Here is a 22775-nt window from a genome sequence, read left to right as displayed (position 1 = left end):
TTCCCCCCACCTGCGACGAGTCAGTTGACGACGTGGTCAACCGTGCTGGGACGTGTCGATGATGAGGTCGGCGCGGTCACGACTGCCGTCGGAGGCGAAGAATGCCGCTTCCTCGGCCATCCATTTCTGCCAGAGCTGCTCGGCGCCGGCGAAGGCGCTGTCTCGGGCGAGGCCGCGCGCCAGTCGTAGGGGCGCTGGCGCATCGACCCAGATGGCGTAGGCGAGTCGACCGATCGTCTCGCGGCGGGTGCAGGTGACGCCTTCGAGAATGATGGTGGATGCCCAGGGCTGGGTCCTCCACTCGCCGAGGGTGTTGCCGTACCAGTCCGTCCAGTCTCTGGTCTGGTAGTGGGCATCCTCGCCGCGAAGAAGCGGCAAGAGCACCTGGACCTCGAAGCGTGGCCACCATCCGGCGAAGTCGTCCCACGATACGAAGTCGTCGATCGCGATGATCGGAGCGTCGAGCACCTCGGCGAGGTCGCGGGCGAGGTGGCTTTTCCGGAGCCGCTCGGCCCATCGATACCGACGATGCGTATGCCGTCGACCGGCTCGCGGCAGGCCACGGCGGCGGCGATCCGATCCACGAGGTCGATGGCCACGGACGGCAGTCTAGGCAATGCCCAGCCCTGCCTCGCGGCGCCGCTGCCACGTGTCCTGTCCAGCCGAAGGCTGCGGACGGCAGGCCGTTGACCAGCGGTTCGAAGGGTAGATTTGGACGATCGTCGGCGTGACCGTCCAGATCTACTTTTCGGATTTGTCGGGTCGCGTGAGTGTGGTCAGGGTGTGCGGGTCTCCCAGACTGGCTGTTGGGGTTCGTCGTTGTGCACGATGATGTCGGCGCGGTCGGCCGGGTGGGCCGTAGCGAAGTAGAGCTGTTGGGAGGGGATGTAACGCTCGCGCCAGCGGCGTTCGACTTCGTCCTGAGATGACATCTGGCGCTCTCGGATCACGGCACGATCCACGATTTTCTCGAGTGCGGTCGACACGAAGATGCGCAGCTCCCATCGGTCGACCAGTTCCGGGCGCATAAGGAAGACGCCGTCGAAGAGCAGCACGGCGTTGACAGAGGCAGTTGCGGCCGGCGAGGACAACACGGTATCTGCCGTCCGGTCGTAGACCGCGTGCTGGAAGCGCCGATCTCCACCTGGACCGAGCGGATCGAGCAGGACTCGGTTCAGCGCGTCGTAGTCATGGGTGTCGAAGTAGCAGCCTTCGGCCGAGTACTCGCCGCGTGGATAGCGCTGTGCCCGGGGGAAGAGGAAGTCGTCGATCGTCGCGCGGATGACGTCGTAACCTTGTGCGCGCAGGACGAGGGCCAGTTCGTCGGCGAGGGTGGTCTTGCCCGCGGCGGGCGGCCCGTCGATGGCGACCCTCGTCGGATGCTCGACTGAGACGGAGCCGACGGCCGCAGCCAGGCGGTCGAGCAAATCCTCGCGAGTGCCTTGGTTCATGTCCTGCCCCCGTCCCTGTCTGGACATTGCTCGTGGAAATCTGCTGCCTGAGTTACTTGTCCAGCAGCTCCCACTGCGGGGCCATCGGGAGTCCGGCCAAGGCGGCGATGGCGCGCGGTGGGAAGTCAGGCCAACTGTCACGTCGAGTGTCATGCCGGCGGTTGAGGTGCCGGTCGAGGAACAACTGCGTTCGGCGTAACCCGTCCATGCCGGTGGCGACGTCGAGGTCGCCCGACTCGATCGCGTCGGCGTACTCCTCAAGGTCGAGCACTCGGTATGGATGGTCGGGCGGCCCGACGATGACGTCGATCCAATGGTCATCGACGTGCACGGTGTCGCCGTTGTCGACGACTCTGACAAGGTCGCAATACCACCAACCGCGCTGCTGCCCGGGAAGATCACCGGCTGGTTGATCTGAAATCCGGTGTCGAGCAGTACGAAGCTGCGTTGCTCCCGATCGACTCCCTCCCAGGTGAATCCCCAGTCGTAGACGGTGGCGTCGCCGTCGCGGTAACCACGTGCGCGGATGCCGCCGTCGCGGATGACGGTCACGGTGGTTGGCATGGGCCGATAATGCCATCGCCCGGGATTTCTGGGTGACCAAGATCAGCAGCCCGCCGCGGTGCGGAAGATCTTGCGTTCGCGTCCGAGCAGCGGTCGTCCTCCGCGCTCTGGTGGCGCGTCGCGGCTCGGCCAAGGTGCGGGGTTGACGGCGGTGGCGAGGTAATCGGACTGCACTGCGGTGGGTCTCATGTAGTCGGCGATCCTGGGTTCGGATGTGTCATCGACGCTGACAGCCGGGGTGTTCGAGTCGGAGTAGGTGGTTGCTTCGGCGCTGGCGGCGACGGTGCCGATGAACAGGTCCATGCGGCGTGACCAGTCGCGGGCGAGGACGGACCCGACGTGGCGGTGGTAGAGGATTCCGCGTCCGCCGAGGCGGTTGCGGGCGAACCAGCGGGCGCTGCGGGCGTGCCGGTCGAGGCTGTGCTGATGGGCTTTCGGCGCGCTTTGGCCGCCGAAACCGCGCTGGGTGCGGTAGGTGGTTCGGGGCAGGCTGGGTGGTCGCCAGCAGTCGTCGTCGATCCAGTGGGCGATCGGGTCTTTGGCGACTTTGGGCTGGTAGTCGGATTGGCCGAGGCGGCGGCCGATCTCCTTGGCGAAGCGTTGTTGTCCGCCGGGGCCGCTCGCGGCGAGGCGCCGCCAGTGCAGGGAGCCGATGAGCGCGGCGAGTTTGACGGCTTCGGGGTAGGTCGCGGCGAACAGCCGGGAGGTGCTGAAGGAGGTCTCGGCAGTGTCGTGCGGGATGAGTTGGACGGCCCGGTCGTCCCAGTCGAGCTGCGCGTATTCGGGTTCGTGCGCGGGTTGGTCCCAGCGGTGCCCGCAGATGAGGAAGCCGGTGAGCACGGCGTCGTAGGTGGCGGCGGGGCCGAGGCGGTGCAGCAGCCGTAGGTGCGCGCGTTGCGCGGCGACGATCTCGGGCAGTTCGTCGAGGGTCGGGTAGGGCTGGTCGATCACGTCCGGCGGGCCGATCCAGATGCGGTGGCGGACGCAGACGTAGCGGTGGTGCGGCAGCAGTTGCCGGACTGGGCCGCCGGGGTGCCGGGCGGTGCAGCGGGGGCAGCCGTTCTGCGGTTCGTGGCGGTAGGCCAGCCAGTCGGGTTCGGGTCGGCGGATTTCGATGACGGCGCGGGTCAGCCGTTGTTCGGGGATGCCGGTGACGGCGGCGAGCAGGTCCGCGGCGATGAACCGGGCTGGGCTGGCCGGGGTGCGAGGCCGGCTGACTTGCTGCCAGAGTTCGCCGAAGGACAGGCCGTGCAGGTCGGCGAGCCGGGTGACGTAGGAGACGGCGGTCTCGTCGCGTGCGGGCGCGACAGCGATGGGCAGACGCGAGTGCATCAGGCGCTCGCGGCGGGCGTCTTCGCGCGTTCGCGGGTGCGTTGGCGGGGCTGGTCGGGCCGGGTGGCCCGTTCGGCGGCGTAGTCGACTGGGACCAGGTCGAGCAGGTCGCGGGTGATCTGTTCGGTGCCGTCCTCGATGGCCAGGATCGCGGCGCCACGGATGAGCTGGGAGAGGCTGCCGATCATGCCGGAGGTGCGCCGGTAGAGGTATTCGTCGAGTCCGACCAGCGTTCCGGGGGTGTGCTGGTGCAGGCGCAGGGCGGTTTCGAGAGTGGAGATCAGCGCCCGCCAGGCAGCGCGTTGTTCGCTGGTGCCGTAGGCGAACGGGGTGGACGCAATCAGGGTGAACCGGCCGGCGATCTGCCGTCCGCGGACGCCGGTGAACAGCCCTTCGGCTTCGACGTCGATGCCCGCATAGACGAACGTTGCCGGAAGCCGCTCGGCGAAGTATTTGAGCTGGTCGGACACCTCAGCCCCGGCGCGGGTGGTGAGGTTGAGGTTGTGGATCTCGTCCACCAGCACCAGCTCGACACCGGTGTTGGCGGCGGTCGCGCAGACCGCGTTGACGATGTCGGGCATGTTGGCCCGGGCGGAGAACTCCAGGCCGTAGAAGCGTGCGAACTCGACGGCGAGCATCTTCGCGGTCGCGGCCGGCGGGACGGTGACGTAGGCGACCGGGAGCCGGTGCCGGCTGTCCGGGTGACGTCGGCGGACGGCGCGTTCGTGGGTGCGGCCGAGCAGGGTCAATGCGGTGGTCTTGCCGGTGCCGGAGGCGCCGGACAGGATCAGGCCGCGCCGAGCGGAGATCTGTCGCCGGTTGAGCTGGACCAGGAGGCGGCCGGTGCCGAGCACCTGCCGGATGGTCGGGGTGTTCACCAGCGGCAGTTCGGCATGGTATTCGCGGCGGGCTTCGTCGTGGGCGACGCGTTGCCGCTGGTCCAGCGCCAACAGTTGCTTGGTGGTGAGCGTGGCTGGTGCTTCCGGCTGGTAGTCCACGAATCGGCGCCAGCCCTCTTTGGTGGTGGGCGGATCGTCCGGCGTGATGTCGTCGGAGGCCGGGTTCATATCCATCTTTCTGCTTCGGCGTCGGCGTCGAAGACCCCGAACGAGATGATGTCGGCGTCCGGTCCGGTGGGCTCGTCCGGTGGGGCAACGGCAGGTGTGGGGGCCGGGGGCCGGGGGCCGGTGACCGGCTTGGGCGGCGCGGGTGCGGGCGGCGATTCGGGCGCTGGCCTTGTCCGGTCCGTGCTCGGCGCGGGTGAGTAGTTCGTCGAGGATCCGGGCGGTCTCGGTCTCGGTGGCGCCGCGGCCGGCCAGGCGGCGGGCGTGGCGCCAGGTGAAGTCGGCGAACGGCGCGGAAACCATCGGCAGATAGGTCCAGGGGACGGTGATCCAGCCGTCCTGGGTGCGGATGAACACCTGGGAGACGTCGTAGGGGTCGTAGTGCACTTCCCAGAGACCGCGCCGGGCGGTCACTCCGGAGTGCTCCCGGCGCCAACGGCCGAGCGCCGGGCAGTCGTAGGTGCGGTTGTCGATCCGGATGCCGTAGTCGTTGATCTGGCGCCATTCGACCGGCAGGAGTTCGAGGTAGTCGTCGCTGCTGAGGGTGAGCGGGAGATAGCCTGCGACGGCGACCAGGGCCGAGTATTTCTCGTTTGGTGTCAGCATCCGTCGGGGCTGGTGCGGATCGCGTAGCGCGTCGTGCGGCCGGTGCTGCCAGCCGACGATCAACCACTCGTCGAGCAGGTCCTGCAGCTCATCGATGGTCCATTCGGCGGCGAGATTACGGCCGCGCAGGGTCGGGTTCGCTCCGGTGTAGCCGGCGACGTGCTGCGCGAACAGCGTCTTAATCGATTTGTGGGTGGCCTCGACGACACCTTTGTCGGTCGGGGTGTCCTTGCGAGCCGGCTGGACGGAGATGCCGAGGCGGTTGCAGGCCCGGTCGAACGTCTCGGAGACGAAGACGCGGCCGTGATCGATCACGATCTGGTCCGGGACGATGACCGGCCGGGCGGCGGCCTCACGCATCCGGGCATCGACGTCGAGCAGCCGGGCATGCGGCATCCGGGAGGCGGACAGTCGCAGCGCGTTGGCCCAGCCCGGCCGCATCGGTTCCGGGACCAGCATTTTGGCCAGCAGCAGTGCCGCGTCGACGGCCTTGGTGCCGACCGGGCGCAGCACTGCGGCGCAGACAGTGCGGGTGGCGACGTCGACGGCGATGGTCATGTCGGCGCGGACCGGCAGGCCGTCGTCGAGCAGCACCATCACGTCGATCGGGGTGGAGTCGATCTGGACCTGTTCGCCGGGCCGCGCGGCGAACGTCGGGGTGAACATCCCGGCCGGCCGGTTCGCTGTCTGCCGGCGGGTGACCGCCGAGCCGAAGGTGTGCTTGCCCGTGGTGAGCCGGTCCATCAGGGCGTAGAACGTCGAGCGTCCGGGCAGCGGCACTTCCCCGACGCCGTGGAGTTCTTCGACGCGTTTGACGGCCCGGCGCATCAGCCGCGACCGGGTGCCGGTCGAGATGTCCGTCTCGGCGTCGATCACCTCGCGCAGGGCATCCACCAGCCGGGCGTCGGCCCTGCCGGTCGCTTCCCAAGCGCGCACTGCCCGCTGATCGACCAGGCCCCAAAGCCCCTGCGCGAGGTAGCGGGCGCGGCGGCTCTCGATCGTGCGGGAGGTGACGCCCAGCTCGGCGGCTTTGGCCCGCTGCCGGGCCGCGAGGCTGTGGAGGGCCGGGTCGTATTCGGGACGCGCGGCTGTGCCGGGCGCCGCGGCGGGCGGCAGCCCGGTCTCGACCTCGACGAGGTGCCGTTCCCACTGCTTGGCGGCAGCGAGCACGTCGTCCGCGACGGCGTCGAGCAGACCGAACGGCTCGACCGCCGGCATCGGGTCGGCGTCGATGACCGCGAACCCTGGCGAGGCCATCAGATGTCCCGCCAGGATGATCTGCTCCGTGCCCGAGCCCGAGCGCAGCCGGACCGAGGTGCCGGCCAGCCCGACGACCTGGTGGTCCTCGCCGTCGAAGTGGACGGTGTCGCCGGGGCGCAGCGCCGGCCGGTCGATCGCCATCAGCTCATCGCCTGCGTGATCACGGCGTCCGGATGCAGCGGCGTCGACAGGTCGATGTCGAGGTCGTGGCGCCAGAGCAGGTGGAACAGAACCGGCAGCACCGCGATCGGTTCGCCGACCGCTTCGGCCGCGGTCATTAGCGGTAGCGGCGCGGCGCATGCTTCGCGGAGCGCGGCGGCGATCGGCGCGATGTCATGACGCGGGTGTCGGTAGCCGGCCAGCCAGCGGACGTTCGCGGTCAGGATCGCGTTGGTGGCCCCGGCCAGCCGGTAGCGCCAGCCGATCTGCTCGCAGGCCGCCCGGGTGACCTCGAAGATGGCCGCGTCCTTCGGCTTGATCCGTTCGACGGGCCGGCAGTCCACCACCAAGGCGCTGCCGTCGTGCAGCCGGGCGAAGTAGTCCGGCGCGTGGGAACGGGTCTTGCCGTTCTCGGCGGTCCAAAACAGCCAGAACGGCTGCGAGGACACGGCCGCCACCGCCGGGTCGAAGTCGAGCAGCATCAGGTTGTCGCGTTCCAGCCACGACTCGAACCCGACGTGCGCGCCCATCGTGGCCGACCACCACCGGCCCGGATAGTGCCTCTGGCCCTTGTAGGAGGGAAACCGGCGCACCGGCAGGCAACGCTCGAACTCCATCGACCAGGCATCCCGCAGCAAGATCCGTCGTTCGACGCCGTCCTCGGTGACGAACCCGATCTCGAACCCGTCACCGAGCGGACCGGTAACACCGCCCGTCAGCGCGCGGAGCGCCGTCATGCCGGAGCCTGCTCGCTGGTAACGCCGAGCTGATGCAGTCCGAGGCGACGCTCAAGCTGCCGCGCCAAGTTCTGGCATCGGCGAAAGTCGTTACGAGCCCAGACCGTCGGCCCATCCTGCCGGACCAGCGTCGCAACGATGTGAATGTGCTCGTCGGCATGACGAACCGCCACCCACCGCGCCCCGCCCGGGTCGCCGGACGGTGCCACCCCGACCGCGTCAACGAACTCGGCCGCGATCGAACCCCACTGCTCGTCAGACAAGATTCGATCCGCCGGATGGTTGTACACCGAGCAGTGCCAGACCGGCCGCCGCGGCGGCCGGATCCCGGCGACGACGGGCTGTTCCAGCAGCCTCGAAAGCCGGCCCACCGAAACACCCGAGGCCGGCCCCAGCGCGGCCACGCCACCGACAGCGGCCCACGGCCAGGCACCGACCAACCGAGGATCATCGTGTTCGCCCTGATCACCAGGGCCGAACAGATAGCGCAGAAGATCACCCACGCCTGTGCTGCGGGCACGAACCCGGCAGATCACGACCGCTTGAGCAGCCCGTGCAGCCGGTCGGCCAGCTCGTCCACCCGATCCACCGCAGCGGCGCACCGGTTGGCGTCGAGTACGGCGACTGCGCTGACCAGCGCGGTCCGGACGGCGAAAAGGTCGCGTTGCAGACACGCCAGCTCAGGACCGGATCCAGGGGCGGCGGTGCCGGTCGCCGAGCGAGCGGCAGCGACCGTGACCTCACCCGCGTACCCTGACGGCGTCAGCCCGGCCAGCCCAGCAGCGGCCTCGACCTGCTGAAACTCCTCGTCCGACAGGCGGACGAAGACCCTGCGCGGCCGACCAGGCGAAACATGCCCACGATGCCGAGCTGCCGGGGTCTCCAAAGCAGCCCCAGACAATGCGGAGAGATCAACATCCACGCCGGGATTCTGCACCCTCGACGATCTTCATCCACAGTCGACCCCCGAAGAGTTGGTCCGGACACCGAAGCGACCACCGAAAGGTAAGTCCGGACACCGAAGGGTTCGCGTGGACAGGACACCACGGGCCACCAGATTCGCTGGGCGAAGCGGCCTCGGTCGATTAGAATGTATGTACTAATTCGGCTCCTGATCAGGGAGGACGGCCGTGACCGCACCCGCTCCCGCCACCACCTCACCCCTCCCCTACGCAACTCTCCTGGCCTTCACCCGGTACGTCGACCGCAGCGGCCCCGCCAAGGCGTCGTTCGTGGGCGGGCTGCGCAAGCAGCGGGCCAGCGGCTCCGGCTTCAACCCGCACGGCCAGCTCGTCAAGGCACTCAAGGCGGACATCACGTTCCGCACCGGTGGCCAGCATCTCGCCGAGATCGCCGACCAGGTCAAGCCGCGGTGGAAGCCGTTGTACGAGGCACTCGTGCCCGGAGCGGTGGCCTTCCTGCACTCGCTAGGCGACCCTGCCGAGGTGGATCTGGCGCAGACCCGGGACGCCCTCGGTATGGTGGGCGACCTACCCGTCAAGATCAACCCGCATTTCGGGCTGCGCTACGCCGACGGCCACGGCGAGGCCGTCCGGCTCTACTTCGACGAGACCCCGCCCAGCCAGGAGCAGACGCTGGCGACGCTGCACCTGATGGGCCGGCACATGGACCAGGTGCTGCCGCACGCCGAGCCGGTGCTTGTCGACGTGCGCCGCGGCACGGTGCACCGACCGCCCGCCAGCACCCGGGCCGACCAGGTGGAACGCTGGCTCGCCGGCGAAGCCGCCGCCTTCCGGGCGATCTGGTCCACCGCCGCCTGACCGGACCGGTTCCGCACCGGTCCCGGCCAGCACAATCCGGCCCCGGCGGCGACCACGCCGCCGGGGCATGTGCCGTCCTGTCCGGTCGGCGCGTCACCCGACCTGGTACGGGCGCATCATCTCGTTGTCCTCGTGTTCCAGGATGTGGCAGTGCCAGACATACCGGCCGGCCACGTCGAACCGGGCGGCGATCCGGGTGATCTCCCCGGGTAGGGCGGTCACCGTGTCGTGGAAGCCACGCTCCTGCGGAGGCGGCGGCACCCGGCCGTCGACACCCCGGCCGAGCACCTGGAACTGCACCAGGTGCAGGTGGATCGGATGCGCGTCCATTGTGGTGTTGTGCAGTTCCCACACCTCGGTCGCGCCGAGCCGGGGGCACTCGGTAACCGTGTCGTGCCAGCGCAGCGGGGTCGGCACCCCGCCCCCCGACACGGTACCCAGCAGAGCGGCCACCGGTCCGACGTCATCCACCACCGTCGAGTCCTGCTCGGCCAGCAGCAGCCGGCGGACGGCCGACGGCCGGCCCAGCGGGGTGAATCGCGGCAGCCGGAGCCGGTCCGGCGGCACGCTCGGATCAGGTCCGTCACGCGGACCGACCACGAACTTGAGCACCTGGCCGGTCGTGTCCGCGTCCGCCGGCGGGAAGTCGACCCCGACCGCGCCCCCGGCGAACGGCCCGTCCGGGCCTTCGTTGATCAGATACAGTTCGGCACCCACCGGTACGCCGGAAAAGTCCACGATCGCGTCCACCCGCTGGGCCGGCGCCACCAGCACCGAGTCATGCTCGACCGGCGCCGGCAGGAAACCGCCGTCGCTACCGATCTGCCAGATCGGCAGGGCACTCGGCGCCGGCCGCGGCGCCAACGGGTCGGAGGCGATCCGCAGGATGAGGAACCGCGAGTTGCACCCGTTCAGCAGCCGGAGCCGGTAGCGCTGCCGCCCCACCGGCAGCACCGGCCAGGTCCGACCGTTGACCACGATGGTGTCGCCGAACACCTCCGGGTGCCAGATCGGCGGCACGTCGGTGACCGGCACGTACGGGCCGGGGTAGCCGTCGAACGTCGACCGGATCGCCGGGTAGTGCAGCGCCCCGGCCACGGTGAACGTGCGGTCCTGGATGGCGATCGGGATCTCGCGGTACCGCAGCCCCGGTGGATCACCGGGAGCCGGCGCCGGGCCGGGCAGCACCCCCGGCGCCAGGTCAGCGGCACCGCCGCGCAGCAGATAGAAGCCGGCGGGCCCGGCGTACACGTTCTGCCTGGTCATGCCGAGTGTGTGGTCGTGCAGCCACTCGGTGGCGGCCCGCTGGTCGTTGTCGTACTGGAAAGTCGCCGACCCGGGTGCCCACCGGACGCCGGTCCGGCGCTGGAACGCCGCCCGGAACTCGTCGTAGAAGCTGCCCACCCGGGCGTACCCGGCGGGGATGTCCACCGCGTTGGGCAACCACCACGCCTCCGGGTAGCCGTCGCTGTCCGGGCGGGTGTGCCCGCCGTGCAGGTGGACCACCATCGGCACCGGCCCCCGGTACGGCCCGGGGGTGCCGGTGAAGTCGGGCATCGAGTCCCGGCCGGTGACGCCGCCCGGCGGATTGGCCCAGTGCAGGGTGGGGTCGACCGGCAGCAGGTGCGGCAGGTACCGGCCCCGCCCATCGACAAGCTGGTTGAGCCAGGTCACCCGGACCGGCCGGCCGACCCGGGCCACGATCGTGAACGCCGGGTACGAGAAGGTGCCGCGGTGGGCAGCCGAGCCGTACCCCCAGACCGTGGTGGCCGGCAGGCCCACCGGCAGGATCTGCTGCCGGAACTGGCGGACGGCGATCAGGTACCGGTCGATCCCGCCGGCCCGGCTCACCGCCGGCATGGCCGGCGGGATCGGCAGCACCGAGCCGTACTTGGGCACGGCGGTCGGGTCGAGCAGCGGACCGGCGGCCCGCGGCGGGGCGGCCGGGCTCGGCGACCCCGCCGCCGCGCGCCGGCCGGGCAGCGCCCCGCCCAGCACCAACGCCCCCGCCACCCGCGAGGAGGATGCCTCGCCGACTGATCATGGCTACCTCCGCGGTACGACGGACTGGATACGCGACGCTGGCGGTCGAAAAATACCGCTATGTAGTGATCAGATGGGGCCGACTGTCGTTGATCCGGCTCCCGGGAGTTGAGACCCGATCAGGCGGCTCTCGGCGCCCGGGAGTTCGGAGCCGATCAGGCGGCTCGCGGCGCCCGGGAGCGGAGGGCGGCCCGCACTTCGGCGAGAAACCCGTCAAAGTCCTCCCGCAGCCGCTGGCCGGTGACGTGCAGGACGATCCAGTCGCCGCCGAGCAGCCGGTTCAGCCGCCGGCGGTCCCTGTGCAGCTGTTCGGCGGTGCTGTGCCAGACGCCGTCGTATTCGATCGCGATCCGAAGCTCGGGCCAGGCCAGGTCCACGCGGGCGAGGAACCGGCCGCCGTCGGTCACCACGTGCTGGGCCACCGGCCGAGGCAGGCCAGCCAGCACCAGCCGGACCCGCACCCGTGACTCCTGCGGCGACTCGGCTGCCGGGTCGGCCAGGTCGACGGCCCGGAGCAGCTTGCGCCAACCGCGTCGACCGGTCCACCCGAGGGCGTAATCGCGCAGCCCCGGCACGGTCACCAGGCGCCGGCCGAGCATCGCGTCGATGAGCACCACGGCCTCCACCGGATCCAACCAACTCGCCAGATCCCAGCAGGTCCGGACCGGTGACGTGGTGACCATGCCGGCCCGCTCCACCAACTCCGGCCCGGACAGCGTGGCCCGATGCACCCGCAACCCGTTGACCGGCTCGAACTGGCAGGCCGACGGCACCAGAACCTCGACCGGATCGGTGCCGGCCAGCCTGGTCACCTCGAACAGCGCCGCCGCCGATCGCCCGGCGATGGCACCGCCGGGCGGTAGCAGCAGGCGCGCGGCGGCGAGGCACCGCAGTCGGTGGGACGCCGGCACGTCCGCGTCCGCGTAGCCGTCGCGGAACAATGGCCGCCACGCCGAGCTGCGGAGTTCATCCCAGGTCAGCAGACCCTGGTCGACCGCTCTGGATCCACGGAACACCCGCCCCCCGGATCGGCGGCGGGCGGCGCGGAGAGACAGGCATGCCGAGCACGATGCCAACGAACGCCCGCGCCAGCCACCACCCCCTGTGGATATCGGCGACGGTGCTGACCGGGCCTGTGGACAACCGTCGGCACCTCGGCGGCATCCGCCGCAGGGCGCAACCTGCTTGACCACCCCCGACACACCGCTTGATCACCCTCGATCGGGCATTTAGGTGCCTGCGGGCGACTGCGAGGGCCCTGGATCCCGGAACGAGGGTGATCAGGGGTGGGGCGGCAGGGCGCGGGCGCGGGAGGCGGGCGCGGGAGGCGGGCGACGAGTGCGGGCGACCGGCGCGGGCGGCGGGTCAGGCCGGCGGTTCCGGCGGCAGGTCGGTGAGCGGTAGCGCGCGCAGCGCGTCCAGCGGGCCGATGATGACGGTGATCGACGGTGCGTGTTCGCGCAGCACGGCCCGGCAGCGACCGCAGGGCGGGAACACGGTGCGCCCGCCGTCGCCCACCGCGACGATCGCGACCGGGTCGCGTACCCCCTGGGTGGCCGCCGCGCCGAGCGCCACCACCTCGGCGCACGTCTCGCCGACCGGGTAGCGCAGGTTCACCCCGGTGAAGACCCGGCCGTCCGGGCCGAGCACCGCTGCGGCGACGGTGTGCGCCGCCCCCCGGCAGCGCAACCGGGCCACCGCCCCGGCCGCCTGGACCAGCGCCCGCTCGGTCGGTTCCATCGCCCTGCTCCCCTAAGGTCTGTGCCGCGTCCGCGGCCGGCCCGGCCGAGAACGTCGGCGCGGACCTCAGCCACCGTCATCCACCCCGGCCAAGCGTCCGCCCCCGACCCCGGGCGACACCGGGTTGCCGTGATCATCCACACCGAGGATAACCACGGGCCGTCCGGCCGCCCCGTGCCTATTCTTGGCGACGACATGCAGACTCCACCCGCCGCCGTCGACAGTCCGTCGCTGCCCGACCTGACCGCGCGGCTGACCGACCTCGCCTTCACCGACCAGCGCCGGATCCAGCGGCGACTGGACGGCGTGCGGCGCGTCCGCGATCCGGGGCGCCGGGCGGCCACCCTCGCCGAGATCGCCGGCGACATCGCCACAGCCGAGGACCGGTTGTCCAGGCGGCGCGCGGCGGTGCCCGTCATCACGTACCCGGAGGAGTTGCCGGTCAGCGAGCGCCGCGCGGAGATCGCGGCGGCGATCCGCGATCACCAGGTCGTCGTGGTGGCCGGTGAGACCGGTTCCGGCAAGACCACCCAGCTTCCCAAGATCTGCCTGGAGCTGGGACGCGGGATCCGCGGCCGGATCGGGCACACGCAACCCCGCCGGCTGGCCGCCCGCACGGTCGCCGACCGGATCGCCGAGGAACTCGGCACCGAGCTCGGCGAGGTGGTCGGCTACAAGGTCCGGTTCACCGACCAGGTCGGCGACCGGACGCTTGTCAAGCTGATGACCGACGGCATCCTGCTGGCCGAGTTGCAGCAGGACCGGATGCTGCGCCAGTACGACACGCTGATCATCGACGAGGCGCACGAACGTAGCCTCAACATCGATTTCATCCTGGGCTACCTCAGGCAACTGCTTCCCCGCCGGCCCGACCTCAAGGTGATCATTACATCGGCGACCATCGACCCGGAGCGCTTCGCCCGGCACTTCGCCGCGGACGTCGGCGGCGAACCCACGCCGGCGCCGATCGTCGAGGTGTCCGGTCGCACCTACCCGGTCGAGGTGCGCTACCGACCGCTGATCGAGGCGGCCGACGAGGATGCCGACGGCGACGAGGACACCGTCCGCGACCAGATCCAGGCCATCGGCGACGCCGTCGAGGAACTGGCCGCCGAGGGGCCCGGCGACATCCTGGTCTTCCTCAGCGGGGAACGGGAGATCCGGGACACCGCCGACGCGCTCGGCAAGCTCGTCGAAAAGAAGCGAGGGCTGCGCGGCACCGAGATCCTGCCGCTGTACGCCCGGTTGTCCAGCGCCGAGCAGCACCGGGTCTTCCAGCCCCACGGTGGACGGCGGGTCGTGCTGGCCACCAACGTCGCGGAGACCTCGCTCACCGTCCCCGGCATCCGGTACGTGGTGGACCCCGGCACCGCCCGGATCTCCCGCTACAGCAACCGGCTCAAGGTGCAGCGGCTACCCATCGAACCGATCTCCCAGGCCTCGGCCAACCAGCGCGCCGGCCGGTGCGGCCGGGTCGCCGCCGGCATCTGCGTCCGGCTCTACGACGAGCAGGACTACCTGGCCCGGCCCGAGTTCACCGACCCGGAGATCCTGCGAACCAGCCTCGCCTCGGTCATCCTCCAGATGACCGCGATCGGGCTCGGTGACATCGGCGCCTTCCCGTTCGTCGAGCCGCCCGAGCGGCGCAACGTCACCGACGGCGTCAACCTGCTGCACGAGCTGAACGCCCTGGACCCGGCCGGCACCGAGACCGACCGGCGGCTCACCCCGCTCGGCCGGCGGCTGGCCCAGTTGCCGGTCGACCCGCGGCTGGCCCGGATGGTGTTGGAGGGCGAGCGCAACGGCTGCCTCACCGAGGTCATGGTGATCGCCGCGGCGCTGTCCATCCAGGATCCCCGGGAGCGGCCGGCCGACAGGCAGGCTCAGGCCGACCAGGCACACGCCCGGTTCGCCGACAAGGAGTCGGACTTCGTCGCCTACCTGAACCTGTGGCGCCACCTGCGGGAGCGGCAGCGGGAACTGTCGTCAAGCGCGTTCCGCCGGATGTGCAAGGCGGAGTACCTGAACTACCTGCGGGTGCGCGAGTGGCAGGACATCGTCAGCCAGCTCCGCCAGGCGATGACCGCCGACGGCGGGCGGCGCGGGCGGCGTACTTCGGCGGCAGTGGACGGCGACCGGCGCGGCGCGGAGGTCGCGGACGCCGGGCGAGCGGATCGGCGGGCCGCGGACGCCGAGACCGGCGGGCGATCGGACCGGCGGCGCGCTGCCGGCGCTGACCTACCCACCGAGATCGACACGCCGCGGGTGCACCAGGCGCTGCTGGCCGGGCTGCTGTCACACGTCGGCCTCAAGGACGCCCAGAAGCACGAGTACCTGGGTGCCCGGGGGGCGAAGTTCGGCCTCTTCCCGGGCTCGGCGCTGTTCAGGAAGCCGCCGCGCTGGGTGATGTCCGCCGAACTGGTGGAGACCTCCCGGCTGTGGGGTCGGGTCAACGGCCGGATCGAGCCGGAGTGGGTCGAGCCGCTCGCCCAGCACCTGGTGAAACGCAGCTACAGCGAGCCGCACTGGGAGAAGAAGCAGGCGGCCGTGATGGCGTACGAGAAGGTGACGCTGTACGGCATCCCGCTTGTCACCTCCCGCAAGGTCAACTTCGGCCGGATCGACCCGGTGCTCAGCCGGGAGCTGTTCATCCGGCACGCCCTGGTGGAGGGGGACTGGCAGACGCACCACCAGTTCTGGCGGGACAACCAGCGGCTGCTCGCCGAGATCGAGGAACTGGAGCACCGGACTCGCCGCCGGGACATCCTTGTCGACGACGAGACCGTGTTCGCCTTCTACGACGAGCGGATCCCGGCCGACGTGGTCTCCGGTCGGCACTTCGACGCCTGGTGGAAGAAGACCCGCCGGGACCGGCCGGACCTGCTCACCTTCACCCGCGACCTGCTGACCAACGCCGGCCGGGGCGGTGTCGACCAGGCCGACTTCCCGGACGAGTGGCACTCCGACGGGATTGCGCTGCCATTGACGTACCGGTTCGAGCCGGGCACCGACGTCGACGGGGTGACCGTCGACATCCCGCTGCCGATGCTCAACCGGGTGTCCGCCGACAGCTTCGACTGGCAGGTGCCCGGGCTACGCGAGGAACTCGTGATCGCGTTGATCCGGTCGCTGCCCAAGGCGGTGCGGCGCAACTTCGTGCCGGTCCCGGACTTCGCCCGGGCGGCGCTCGCGGCGATCCGACCGGGCGCCGAACCGCTGCCGGACGCGCTCACCCGCGAACTACGCCGGATGACCGGGGTGACCGTGTCACGGGACGCCTGGGACCCGGCGAAACTGCCGGCCCACCTGCGGCTCAACTACCGGGTACTGGACGAGCGTAACCAGCCGGTCGCCGAGGGCCGGGACCTGCCGGCCCTGCAACGCCAGCTCCGCGCGGAGGTACGCCAGGTGGTGGCCGATGCCGCGCCGGAGGTGGCCCGCACCGGGCTGACCGAATGGAGCATCGGCACCCTGCCCCGCACCATCGAGCAGAACCGGGCCGGCTATCCGGTCACCGCGTACCCGGCGCTTGTGGACGAGGGGACGAGCGTCGGGGTGAAGGTCTTCGACACCCCCGCCGAGCAGGACGCGGCGCACTGGGCCGGCACCCGACGGCTGCTCCGGCTCACCGTGGCGTCGCCCGCGAAGATCCTCCAGGGGCGGCTGAGCAACGAGGCGAAGCTGGCGCTCAGCCGGAACCCGCACGGCGGGGTGCAGCAGCTCATCGAGGACGCGGCCGGGGCGGCCATCGACCAGCTGATGGCCGACGCGGGCGGGCCGGCCTGGGACGCGGCCGGCTTCGCAACGCTGCGGGACAAGGTCCGGGCCGGGCTTGTCGACACCGTGGTCGAGGTCATGGACCGGACCCGCGCGGTGCTCGCCGCCGCGTACGTCGTGGAGCAGCGCCTCGGCGCCACGAAGAACCTGGCGGTGGTGGCCGCGCTCGCCGACATCCGCGACCAGCTCGCCGGGCTGGTGCACGCCGGCTTCATCACCGAGACCGGGTACGCCCGGCTGCCGGACCTGCTGCGCTACCTCACCGCGATCGAGCGTCGGCTGGACCGGCTGCCCGGCAACCCGCAGCGGGACCGGCAGCAGCAGGAGCGGGTCGCGGTGGTGCGTAAGGAGTACGCGGACCTGCTCGCCGCTCTGCCGCCGGGGCGCCGGAACGATCCGGCGGTACGGCGGATCCGCTGGATGATCGAGGAGCTGCGGGTGAACGTCTTCGCCCAGGCGCTGGGCACCCCGTACCCGGTGTCGGAGCAGCGGATCTACCGGGCGATGGACGACGCCGAGGGCCGCTGAGCCGCCGTCCGGGCGACCGGCGCCGGCCGGCGCGCCTCGGGCCGTTCTTCGGGCTCAACGGGGGATGCGGTTTCCGGATACAGGTGTGCCCATCGCTGCCGGTTGTCCCGATACCAGGCGTACACCTCGGCGAGACCGTCGGCGAAACTGATCTGCGGCTCGAACCCCAACTCCTCCTGAACCTTGCGGAAGTCCAACGAGTAACGCTGGTCCTGGACCTTGCGGTCGGCCACGTACCGCACCCGGTCCCAGCCCGCCCCGTGTAGTTGGAGGATCCGTTCCGCGAGCGCCTGGTTCGTCAACTCGATGTCTCCGCCGATGTTGTAGATCTCGCCCGCCCGGCCCTTGCCCAGCACCAACGAGATGGCTCGACAATGGTCGTCCACATGGAGCCATTCCCGAACCGCGCGGCCGTCACCGTGCAGCGTGATGTCCTGACCGGCGAGCAGGCTCGTCACGAACTTCGGGATGACCTTCTCAACATGCTGGTACGGACCGTAGTTGTTGGCGCAGCGGGTAATTGAAAGGTCAAGGTCGTAGGTGCGCCAGTAGGCGCGGACCAGGCAGTCACTGGCCGCCTTGGACGCGGCATAGGGCGTGTTGGGTTCGAGCAGGCAGCGCTCGTCCCAGGAACCGCTGGCGATCGAGCCGTAGACCTCGTCGGTGGACACGTGGACCACCCGCGCCACGCCACTTCGTACACATTCGGCCATCAGCAGGTGGGAACCCATCACATTGGTCTCAATGAACTCCGTCGGATCGTCGATGGAGCGGTCGACGTGGGACTCGGCGGCGAAATGGACCACCGCGTCGTGACCGGGCACCACGTCGCCGAGCATTCGCCGGTCACAGACATCGCCCGCCACGAAGGTCAACCGGGGATGCGTCGCGGGGATGCTGCTCCGATCGCTGGCATAGGTCAGCTTGTCGACCACGGTCACCTCGCAGTCCTCCAAGCCGACGTACCGTCCGTCCAGCAGGCTCCGGGTGAAGTGCGACCCGATGAAACCCGCGCCGCCGGTCACCAGGATTCTCATGTAGGGCCTCCTGCCGCGCGAGCGTCTCGCGCACTCCTGTGCACCCCGCGGAGACCGCGCAGGCCACTGCCGTCAACGTCTCCGGCCATCTCGCCTCAAGCCGGCCAGACAGAATACGGATATTTGTCACGTAACTGACTATTGAGGACTAATAGTAGGTGACTTCGCCGTCCACGACGTGGATAACGGGACGTGGAGGTCAAACGACATCGCCAAACGGGAAACCCGGCATGGCTCCCGCTCGGCTCAGTACGGTTCGACGCCGTCGGGCAGGCGTCCCTGGGCGGCACTCTCCCGGACGAAGTCCAGCAGGATCCGGCGCAGCTCGCGGGCGGCGTGGGTGAGGGCGACCTCGCGCCGGCGGGCCAGCGCGATGGTTCGGTGGATGCCGGGCGGGGCGATCCGGGTGGTCCGTACGCGCCGCCGGCCGGACACCACGATCCCGGGCACCAGCGCCACGCCCAGTCCGGCCTCGACGAAGCTGAGCACCGCGTCCATCTCGCCGCCCTCGACGGCGAACCGGGGCTCGAAGCCGGCGGCCCGGCAGGCCGCGAGGGTGGCGTCGCGCAGGTCGTAGCCGGTCCGGAACATCACAAGCGGCTGCTCGCGCAGGTCGGTGATGGCGACCTGGCCAGTGGTCCCGGCCGCCGGCAGCGGATCGAGGGAGGCCACCACGAGGCTCTCCCGCAGCAGCGGCTCGGTACGCAGGCCCGGGTCGGCGCCGCGGGCGGACTGGATGACGAGGGCGAGGTCCAGTTCACCGCGCAGCAGGTCACGGACCAGGTCCTGCGAGCCGCCCTCCTCGATCCGCAGGTCGACGCCGGGGTGGGCGTCGCGGAACCGGCGCAGCACCGGCGGCGCCAGCGAGGTGCACAGGCTCGGGGTGGCCCCGAGCCGCAGCCGCCCCCGCCGGACGCCGACCACGTCGTTGACCTCGTGCCGGGCGGTCTCGACGTCGGCCAGGATCCGGGTGGCCAGCGGGAGCAGCACCTCCCCGGCGGCGGTCAGCGCGATGTTGCCGCGGACGCGTTCGAACAGCGCGGCGCCGAGGTCACGCTCAAGGGCGTGAATCTGTTTGCTCAGGGATGGCTGGGTGATGCCGACCAGATCGGCGGCATGAGTGAAATGCCGGGTTTCCGCCAGCGCGACGAAGTACTTCAACTGGTGAAGCTGCACGCTGTATAGCCTACAGCTATCAAATATGAGGGTTCGATGCATTGGACGACTGGTAAGGGCCGACCTAGCGTCGAGGGGGTGGTAGTAGCGAGCCGTACCCCGATCCGCTCCTCCGTGGGCCTCAAGGCCGTCATGGCGGTCTCCGGGATCATCCTGGTGCTCTTCCTCATCGCCCACATGCTGGGCAACCTCAAGATCTTCACGGGCGAGACGGCGTTCGACAGCTACGCCCACTGGCTGCGGACCATCGGCAGCCCGGTGCTACCGAACACCTGGTACCTGTGGCTGCAACGCGGCGTACTGACGGCCGCCGTGCTGGCGCACATCTGGGCGGCCACCGTGCTGGCGCTGCGGGCCCGCGCCGCCCGACCGGTCCGGTACGCCCACCGACGCCCGGTGCGGGGCAGCTACGCCGCCCGCACCATGCGCTGGGGCGGCGTGATCATCCTGCTCTTCGTGATCTACCACCTGCTGGACCTGACCACCGGCACCCTCAACCCGGTGGGCGACCCCAGCCGCCCGTACGCCCAGGTGGTCGCGGACTTCGCCCCGCACCGCTGGTACGTGACGCTGTTCTACACCCTGGCCGTCGTGGCCCTCGGCTTCCACCTGCGGCACGGCGTCTTCTCCGCGCTGCGCAGCCTCGGCCAGCAGCGCCCTCGCGGCGAGCGGACCGCCCGCGCGGTCGCCCTCGTTTTCGCCGTCGCGCTGAGCGCCGGCTACCTGGTGGTTCCGTTCGCCGTACTCACCGGATTGGTGTCCTGACATGCTCTACACCGAAGGCCGACCCATCGCCGACGGCACCGCGCCGGACGGTCCCATCGAGGACCGGTGGAGCCGCCGCCGGTTCGAGGCCAAGCTGGTCAACCCGGCGAACCGGCGCAAGCTACGGGTGATCGTGGTCGGCACCGGACTGGCCGGCGGCTCGGCCGCCGCCACCCTGGGCGAACTCGGCTACCAGGTCACCTCGTTCTGCTACCAGGACAGCCCGCGCCGGGCCCACTCGATCGCCGCCCAGGGCGGGATCAACGCGGCCAAGAACTACCGCAACGACGGCGACTCGATCCACCGGCTGTTCTACGACACCGTCAAGGGCGGCGACTTCCGCTCCCGGGAGTCCAACGTGCACCGGCTCGCCGAGGTCTCCGTGGAGATCATCGACCAGTGCGTCGCCCAGGGCGTGCCGTTCGCCCGCGAGTACGGCGGCCTGCTGGACACCCGGTCCTTCGGCGGCGCGCAGGTGCAACGCACCTTCTACGCCCGCGGGCAGACCGGCCAGCAACTGCTGCTCGGCGCCTACCAGGCCCTCGAACGGCAGATCGGGCTGGGCACCGTGACGATGCACTCCCGGCACGAGATGCTGGAACTGGTCGTCATCGACGGCCGGGCCCGTGGCGTGGTGGTCCGCGACCTGGTCACCGGCGAGATCGAGACGCACCTCGCGGACGCCGTGGTGCTCGCCACCGGTGGCTACGGCAACGTCTTCTACCTGTCCACAAACGCCAAGGGCTGCAACGTCACGGCCACCTGGCGGGCACACCGCAAGGGCGCGTACTTCGCCAACCCGTGCTACACCCAGATCCACCCCACCTGCATCCCCGTCTCCGGCGGGCACCAGTCGAAGCTCACCCTGATGAGCGAGTCGCTGCGCAACGACGGCCGGGTCTGGGTGCCGGCCCAGGCCGGCGACACCCGGCCGCCCCGGGAGATCCCCGAGGACGAGCGGGACTACTACCTCGAACGGATGTACCCGTCGTTCGGCAACCTGGTGCCCCGGGACATCGCCTCCCGGGCCGCGAAGAACGTCTGCGACTCCGGCCGCGGCGTCGGCACCACCGGGCTCGGCGTCTACCTCGACTTCGCCGACGCCATCGGCCGGCTGGGCCGGCAGGCCGTCGCCGACCGCTACGGCAACCTCTTCGAGATGTACGAGCGGATCACCGGCGAGGACCCGTACGAGGTGCCGATGCGGATCTATCCCGCGGTGCACTACACGATGGGCGGCCTGTGGGTGGACTACGACCTGCAGTCCACCATCCCCGGGCTGTTCGTCATCGGCGAGGCCAACTTCTCCGACCACGGTGCCAACCGGCTCGGCGCCTCGGCACTCATGCAGGGCCTGGCCGACGGCTACTTCGTCCTGCCGACCACCATCGGCGACTACCTCGCCGACGGACCGTTCGACCCGGTCGACGCAGACCACCCGGAGGCGGTCCGGGCCCGCGCCGACGTCGACGACCGGCTGCGCCGGCTGCTGGCTGTCGACGGCGACCGGACCGTCGACTCGTTCCACCGCGAGCTGGGTCAGCTCATGTGGGACCACTGCGGCATGGAACGCAGCGACGCCGGCCTGCGTAAGGCGCTCGGTGAGATCCGGGCGCTGCGCGAGCAGTTCTGGCGGCGGGTGAAGGTCCCCGGTGACGGCGAGGGCCTCAACCAGGCCCTGGAGAAGGCCGGCCGGGTGGCCGACTTCTTCGAGCTGGCCGAGCTGATGTGCGTCGACGCGCTGCACCGCGCCGAGTCCTGCGGCGGGCACTTCCGGTCCGAGAGCCAGACCCCCGACGGCGAGGCCGAACGCGACGACGAGCGGTTCAGCTACGTCGCCGCGTGGGAGTTCGCCGGCGCCGACCGGCCGCCGGTGCTGCACCGGGAAGACCTCACCTTCTCCTACGTCCACCCCAGCCAGCGGAGTTACAAGTGAATCTCACCCTGCGGATCTGGCGACAGTCCGGCCCGGACGAGCGCGGCCGGATGGTCACCTACCGGGTCCAGGACATCTCCCCGGACATGTCGTTCCTGGAGATGCTGGACGTACTCAACGAGCGGCTCACCCTGGACGGCGACGAGCCGGTGGCCTTCGACCACGACTGCCGGGAGGGCATCTGCGGCGCCTGCGGCATGGTGATCAACGGTGCCGCGCACGGCCCGGAGCGCGGCACCACCGCCTGCCAGTTGCACATGCGGCACTTCGCCGACGGCGACACCATCGACATCGAGCCGTGGCGGGCCCGGGCGTTCCCGGTGGTCAAGGACCTGGTGGTGGACCGGAGCGCGTTCGACGCCATCATCGCCGCCGGCGGCTACATCACCGCCCCCGCCGGCAGCGCCCCGGAGGCGCACGCCACCCCGGTGGCCAAGGCCAACGCGGACGTCGCCTTCGAGGCCGCCGCCTGCATCGGCTGCGGCGCCTGCGTCGCGGCCTGCCCGAACGGCTCGGGCATGCTGTTCACCGCCGCCAAGGTGACCCAGCTCAGCTTGCTGCCGCAGGGCCAGCCCGAGCGGTACACCCGGGTCATCGGCATGGTCGACGCACACGACGAGGCCGGCTTCGGTGGCTGCACCAACGCCGGTGAGTGCACCGCGGTGTGCCCGAAGGGCATTCCGCTGAGCACCATCGGCCGGCTCAACCGGGACTACCTGTCCGCCGCCGCCAAGCGCGACGACACCCCCGCCACCTAGCCTCCTTCCCCCCGCCCCCTGGTCTCCCGCCCCGGTGGCGGGAAACCCGGGCGGGGGCGGG

18 protein-coding genes are annotated in these 22775 nt (G+C 70.6%); 5 read left to right on the top strand and 13 right to left on the bottom strand.

All coding sequences use genetic code 11. The features are described 5' to 3' along the window. Positions 1-36: 36 nt before the first annotated feature. The 8 genes from ACFQUZ_RS23770 to ACFQUZ_RS23735 form a co-directional block, all read right to left on the bottom strand. Entirely contained in the window at positions 37-468 is a 432-nt protein-coding gene (locus ACFQUZ_RS23770) for a uridine kinase (RefSeq protein ID WP_377445992.1), read from the bottom strand. A 308-nt stretch (positions 469-776) separates the two neighbouring features. Further along, positions 777-1451 (bottom strand): cytidylate kinase family protein, encoded by a 675-nt coding sequence (locus ACFQUZ_RS23765; protein WP_377445991.1) that lies wholly within the window; start codon positions 1449-1451, stop codon positions 777-779. A 52-nt stretch (positions 1452-1503) separates the two neighbouring features. Further along, positions 1504-1722, bottom strand: a complete 219-nt coding sequence (locus tag ACFQUZ_RS23760; RefSeq protein ID WP_377446108.1) for a hypothetical protein — start codon at positions 1720-1722, stop codon at positions 1504-1506. A gap of 335 nt (positions 1723-2057) precedes the next feature. Next, complete coding sequence (locus ACFQUZ_RS23755; protein WP_377445989.1) at positions 2058-3347, bottom strand: TniQ family protein; 1290 nt, start codon at positions 3345-3347, stop codon at positions 2058-2060. Then, positions 3347-6418 carry a TniB family NTP-binding protein gene (locus ACFQUZ_RS23750; protein WP_377445988.1) on the bottom strand — a complete coding sequence of 1024 codons (3072 nt, stop codon included), beginning with the start codon at positions 6416-6418 and terminating at the stop codon, positions 3347-3349. Before ACFQUZ_RS23750 ends, ACFQUZ_RS23755 begins: the two co-directional genes overlap by 1 nt. Beyond that, entirely contained in the window at positions 6418-7173 is a 756-nt protein-coding gene (locus tag ACFQUZ_RS23745) for a TnsA-like heteromeric transposase endonuclease subunit (RefSeq protein WP_377445986.1), read from the bottom strand. The genes ACFQUZ_RS23750 and ACFQUZ_RS23745 overlap by 1 nt, the downstream gene beginning before the upstream one ends. Next, positions 7170-7613: a relaxase/mobilization nuclease domain-containing protein gene (locus tag ACFQUZ_RS23740; protein WP_377445984.1), complete on the bottom strand. Its 444-nt coding sequence runs from the start codon at positions 7611-7613 to the stop codon at positions 7170-7172. The genes ACFQUZ_RS23745 and ACFQUZ_RS23740 overlap by 4 nt, the downstream gene beginning before the upstream one ends. A 92-nt stretch (positions 7614-7705) precedes the next feature. Continuing rightward, positions 7706-8095, bottom strand: a complete 390-nt coding sequence (locus ACFQUZ_RS23735; protein WP_377445983.1) for a hypothetical protein — start codon at positions 8093-8095, stop codon at positions 7706-7708. Positions 8096-8303: 208 nt separating this feature from the next. Between ACFQUZ_RS23735 and ACFQUZ_RS23730 the strand changes: the two genes are divergently transcribed. After that, positions 8304-8954, top strand: coding sequence for a hypothetical protein (locus tag ACFQUZ_RS23730; RefSeq protein ID WP_377445982.1), 651 nt, complete (start codon positions 8304-8306; stop codon positions 8952-8954). Positions 8955-9047: 93 nt separating this feature from the next. Here ACFQUZ_RS23730 and ACFQUZ_RS23725 read toward each other — a convergent pair whose 3' ends face one another. The 3 genes from ACFQUZ_RS23725 to ACFQUZ_RS23715 all read right to left on the bottom strand — a co-directional run bounded on the left by ACFQUZ_RS23725 (position 9048) and on the right by ACFQUZ_RS23715 (position 12737). After that, complete coding sequence (locus tag ACFQUZ_RS23725; protein ID WP_377445980.1) at positions 9048-10967, bottom strand: multicopper oxidase family protein; 1920 nt, start codon at positions 10965-10967, stop codon at positions 9048-9050. A 185-nt stretch (positions 10968-11152) separates the two neighbouring features. Further along, the gene (locus ACFQUZ_RS23720; protein WP_377445978.1) at positions 11153-12013 is read right to left on the bottom strand and encodes an endonuclease domain-containing protein; all 861 of its coding nucleotides are present in this window, start codon (positions 12011-12013) and stop codon (positions 11153-11155) included. Positions 12014-12362: 349 nt separating this feature from the next. Next, positions 12363-12737 carry a cytidine deaminase family protein gene (locus ACFQUZ_RS23715; protein WP_377445976.1) on the bottom strand — a complete coding sequence of 125 codons (375 nt, stop codon included), beginning with the start codon at positions 12735-12737 and terminating at the stop codon, positions 12363-12365. Between the two features lie 195 nt (positions 12738-12932). On the opposite strand from ACFQUZ_RS23715, the gene hrpA reads away from it, so the two are divergent. Further along, entirely contained in the window at positions 12933-17042 is a 4110-nt protein-coding gene (gene hrpA / locus ACFQUZ_RS23710; protein WP_377445974.1) for an ATP-dependent RNA helicase HrpA, read from the top strand. On the opposite strand, the gene rfbB is transcribed toward hrpA, so the two are convergent. Both rfbB and ACFQUZ_RS23700 read right to left on the bottom strand, forming a co-directional pair. Continuing rightward, positions 17009-18079, bottom strand: a complete 1071-nt coding sequence (gene rfbB, locus ACFQUZ_RS23705; RefSeq protein WP_377445973.1) for a dTDP-glucose 4,6-dehydratase — start codon at positions 18077-18079, stop codon at positions 17009-17011. The two genes, hrpA and rfbB, sit on opposite strands and share 34 nt — an antisense overlap. 246 nt (positions 18080-18325) lie before the next feature. Next, positions 18326-19255: a LysR family transcriptional regulator gene (locus tag ACFQUZ_RS23700; protein ID WP_377445971.1), complete on the bottom strand. Its 930-nt coding sequence runs from the start codon at positions 19253-19255 to the stop codon at positions 18326-18328. A 78-nt stretch (positions 19256-19333) separates the two neighbouring features. On the opposite strand from ACFQUZ_RS23700, the gene ACFQUZ_RS23695 reads away from it, so the two are divergent. The 3 genes from ACFQUZ_RS23695 to ACFQUZ_RS23685 are packed head-to-tail and all read left to right on the top strand — an operon-like array spanning position 19334 to position 22714. Then, complete coding sequence (locus tag ACFQUZ_RS23695) at positions 19334-20020, top strand: succinate dehydrogenase cytochrome b subunit (RefSeq protein ID WP_377445969.1); 687 nt, start codon at positions 19334-19336, stop codon at positions 20018-20020. Between the two features lies 1 nt (position 20021). Next, entirely contained in the window at positions 20022-21956 is a 1935-nt protein-coding gene (locus ACFQUZ_RS23690) for a fumarate reductase/succinate dehydrogenase flavoprotein subunit (protein WP_377445968.1), read from the top strand. Next, entirely contained in the window at positions 21953-22714 is a 762-nt protein-coding gene (locus ACFQUZ_RS23685) for a succinate dehydrogenase/fumarate reductase iron-sulfur subunit (RefSeq protein ID WP_377445966.1), read from the top strand. Before ACFQUZ_RS23690 ends, ACFQUZ_RS23685 begins: the two co-directional genes overlap by 4 nt. Positions 22715-22775: the final 61 nt, after the last annotated feature.

It is taken from the genome of Plantactinospora sp. GCM10030261, from assembly GCF_042666615.1.
Classification (GTDB): domain Bacteria; phylum Actinomycetota; class Actinomycetes; order Mycobacteriales; family Micromonosporaceae; genus KBS50.
The sequence above is the reverse complement of the archived record's forward strand: the minus strand, read 5'-3'. Positions and strand labels throughout refer to the sequence as shown.

Excerpts from the sequence above, each read along its gene's own strand:
- ACFQUZ_RS23745 (WP_377445986.1), bottom strand. The coding sequence starts at position 7,173 with ATGACGGCGCTCCGCGCGCTGACGGGCGGTGTTACCGGTCCGCTCGGT.
- hrpA (WP_377445974.1), top strand. The coding sequence starts at position 12,933 with ATGCAGACTCCACCCGCCGCCGTCGACAGTCCGTCGCTGCCCGACCTG.
- ACFQUZ_RS23750 (WP_377445988.1), bottom strand. The coding sequence starts at position 6,418 with ATGGCGATCGACCGGCCGGCGCTGCGCCCCGGCGACACCGTCCACTTC.
- rfbB (WP_377445973.1), bottom strand. The coding sequence starts at position 18,079 with ATGAGAATCCTGGTGACCGGCGGCGCGGGTTTCATCGGGTCGCACTTC.
- ACFQUZ_RS23715 (WP_377445976.1), bottom strand. The coding sequence starts at position 12,737 with ATGGAACCGACCGAGCGGGCGCTGGTCCAGGCGGCCGGGGCGGTGGCC.
- ACFQUZ_RS23755 (WP_377445989.1), bottom strand. The coding sequence starts at position 3,347 with ATGCACTCGCGTCTGCCCATCGCTGTCGCGCCCGCACGCGACGAGACC.
- ACFQUZ_RS23765 (WP_377445991.1), bottom strand. The coding sequence starts at position 1,451 with ATGAACCAAGGCACTCGCGAGGATTTGCTCGACCGCCTGGCTGCGGCC.
- ACFQUZ_RS23690 (WP_377445968.1), top strand. The coding sequence starts at position 20,022 with ATGCTCTACACCGAAGGCCGACCCATCGCCGACGGCACCGCGCCGGAC.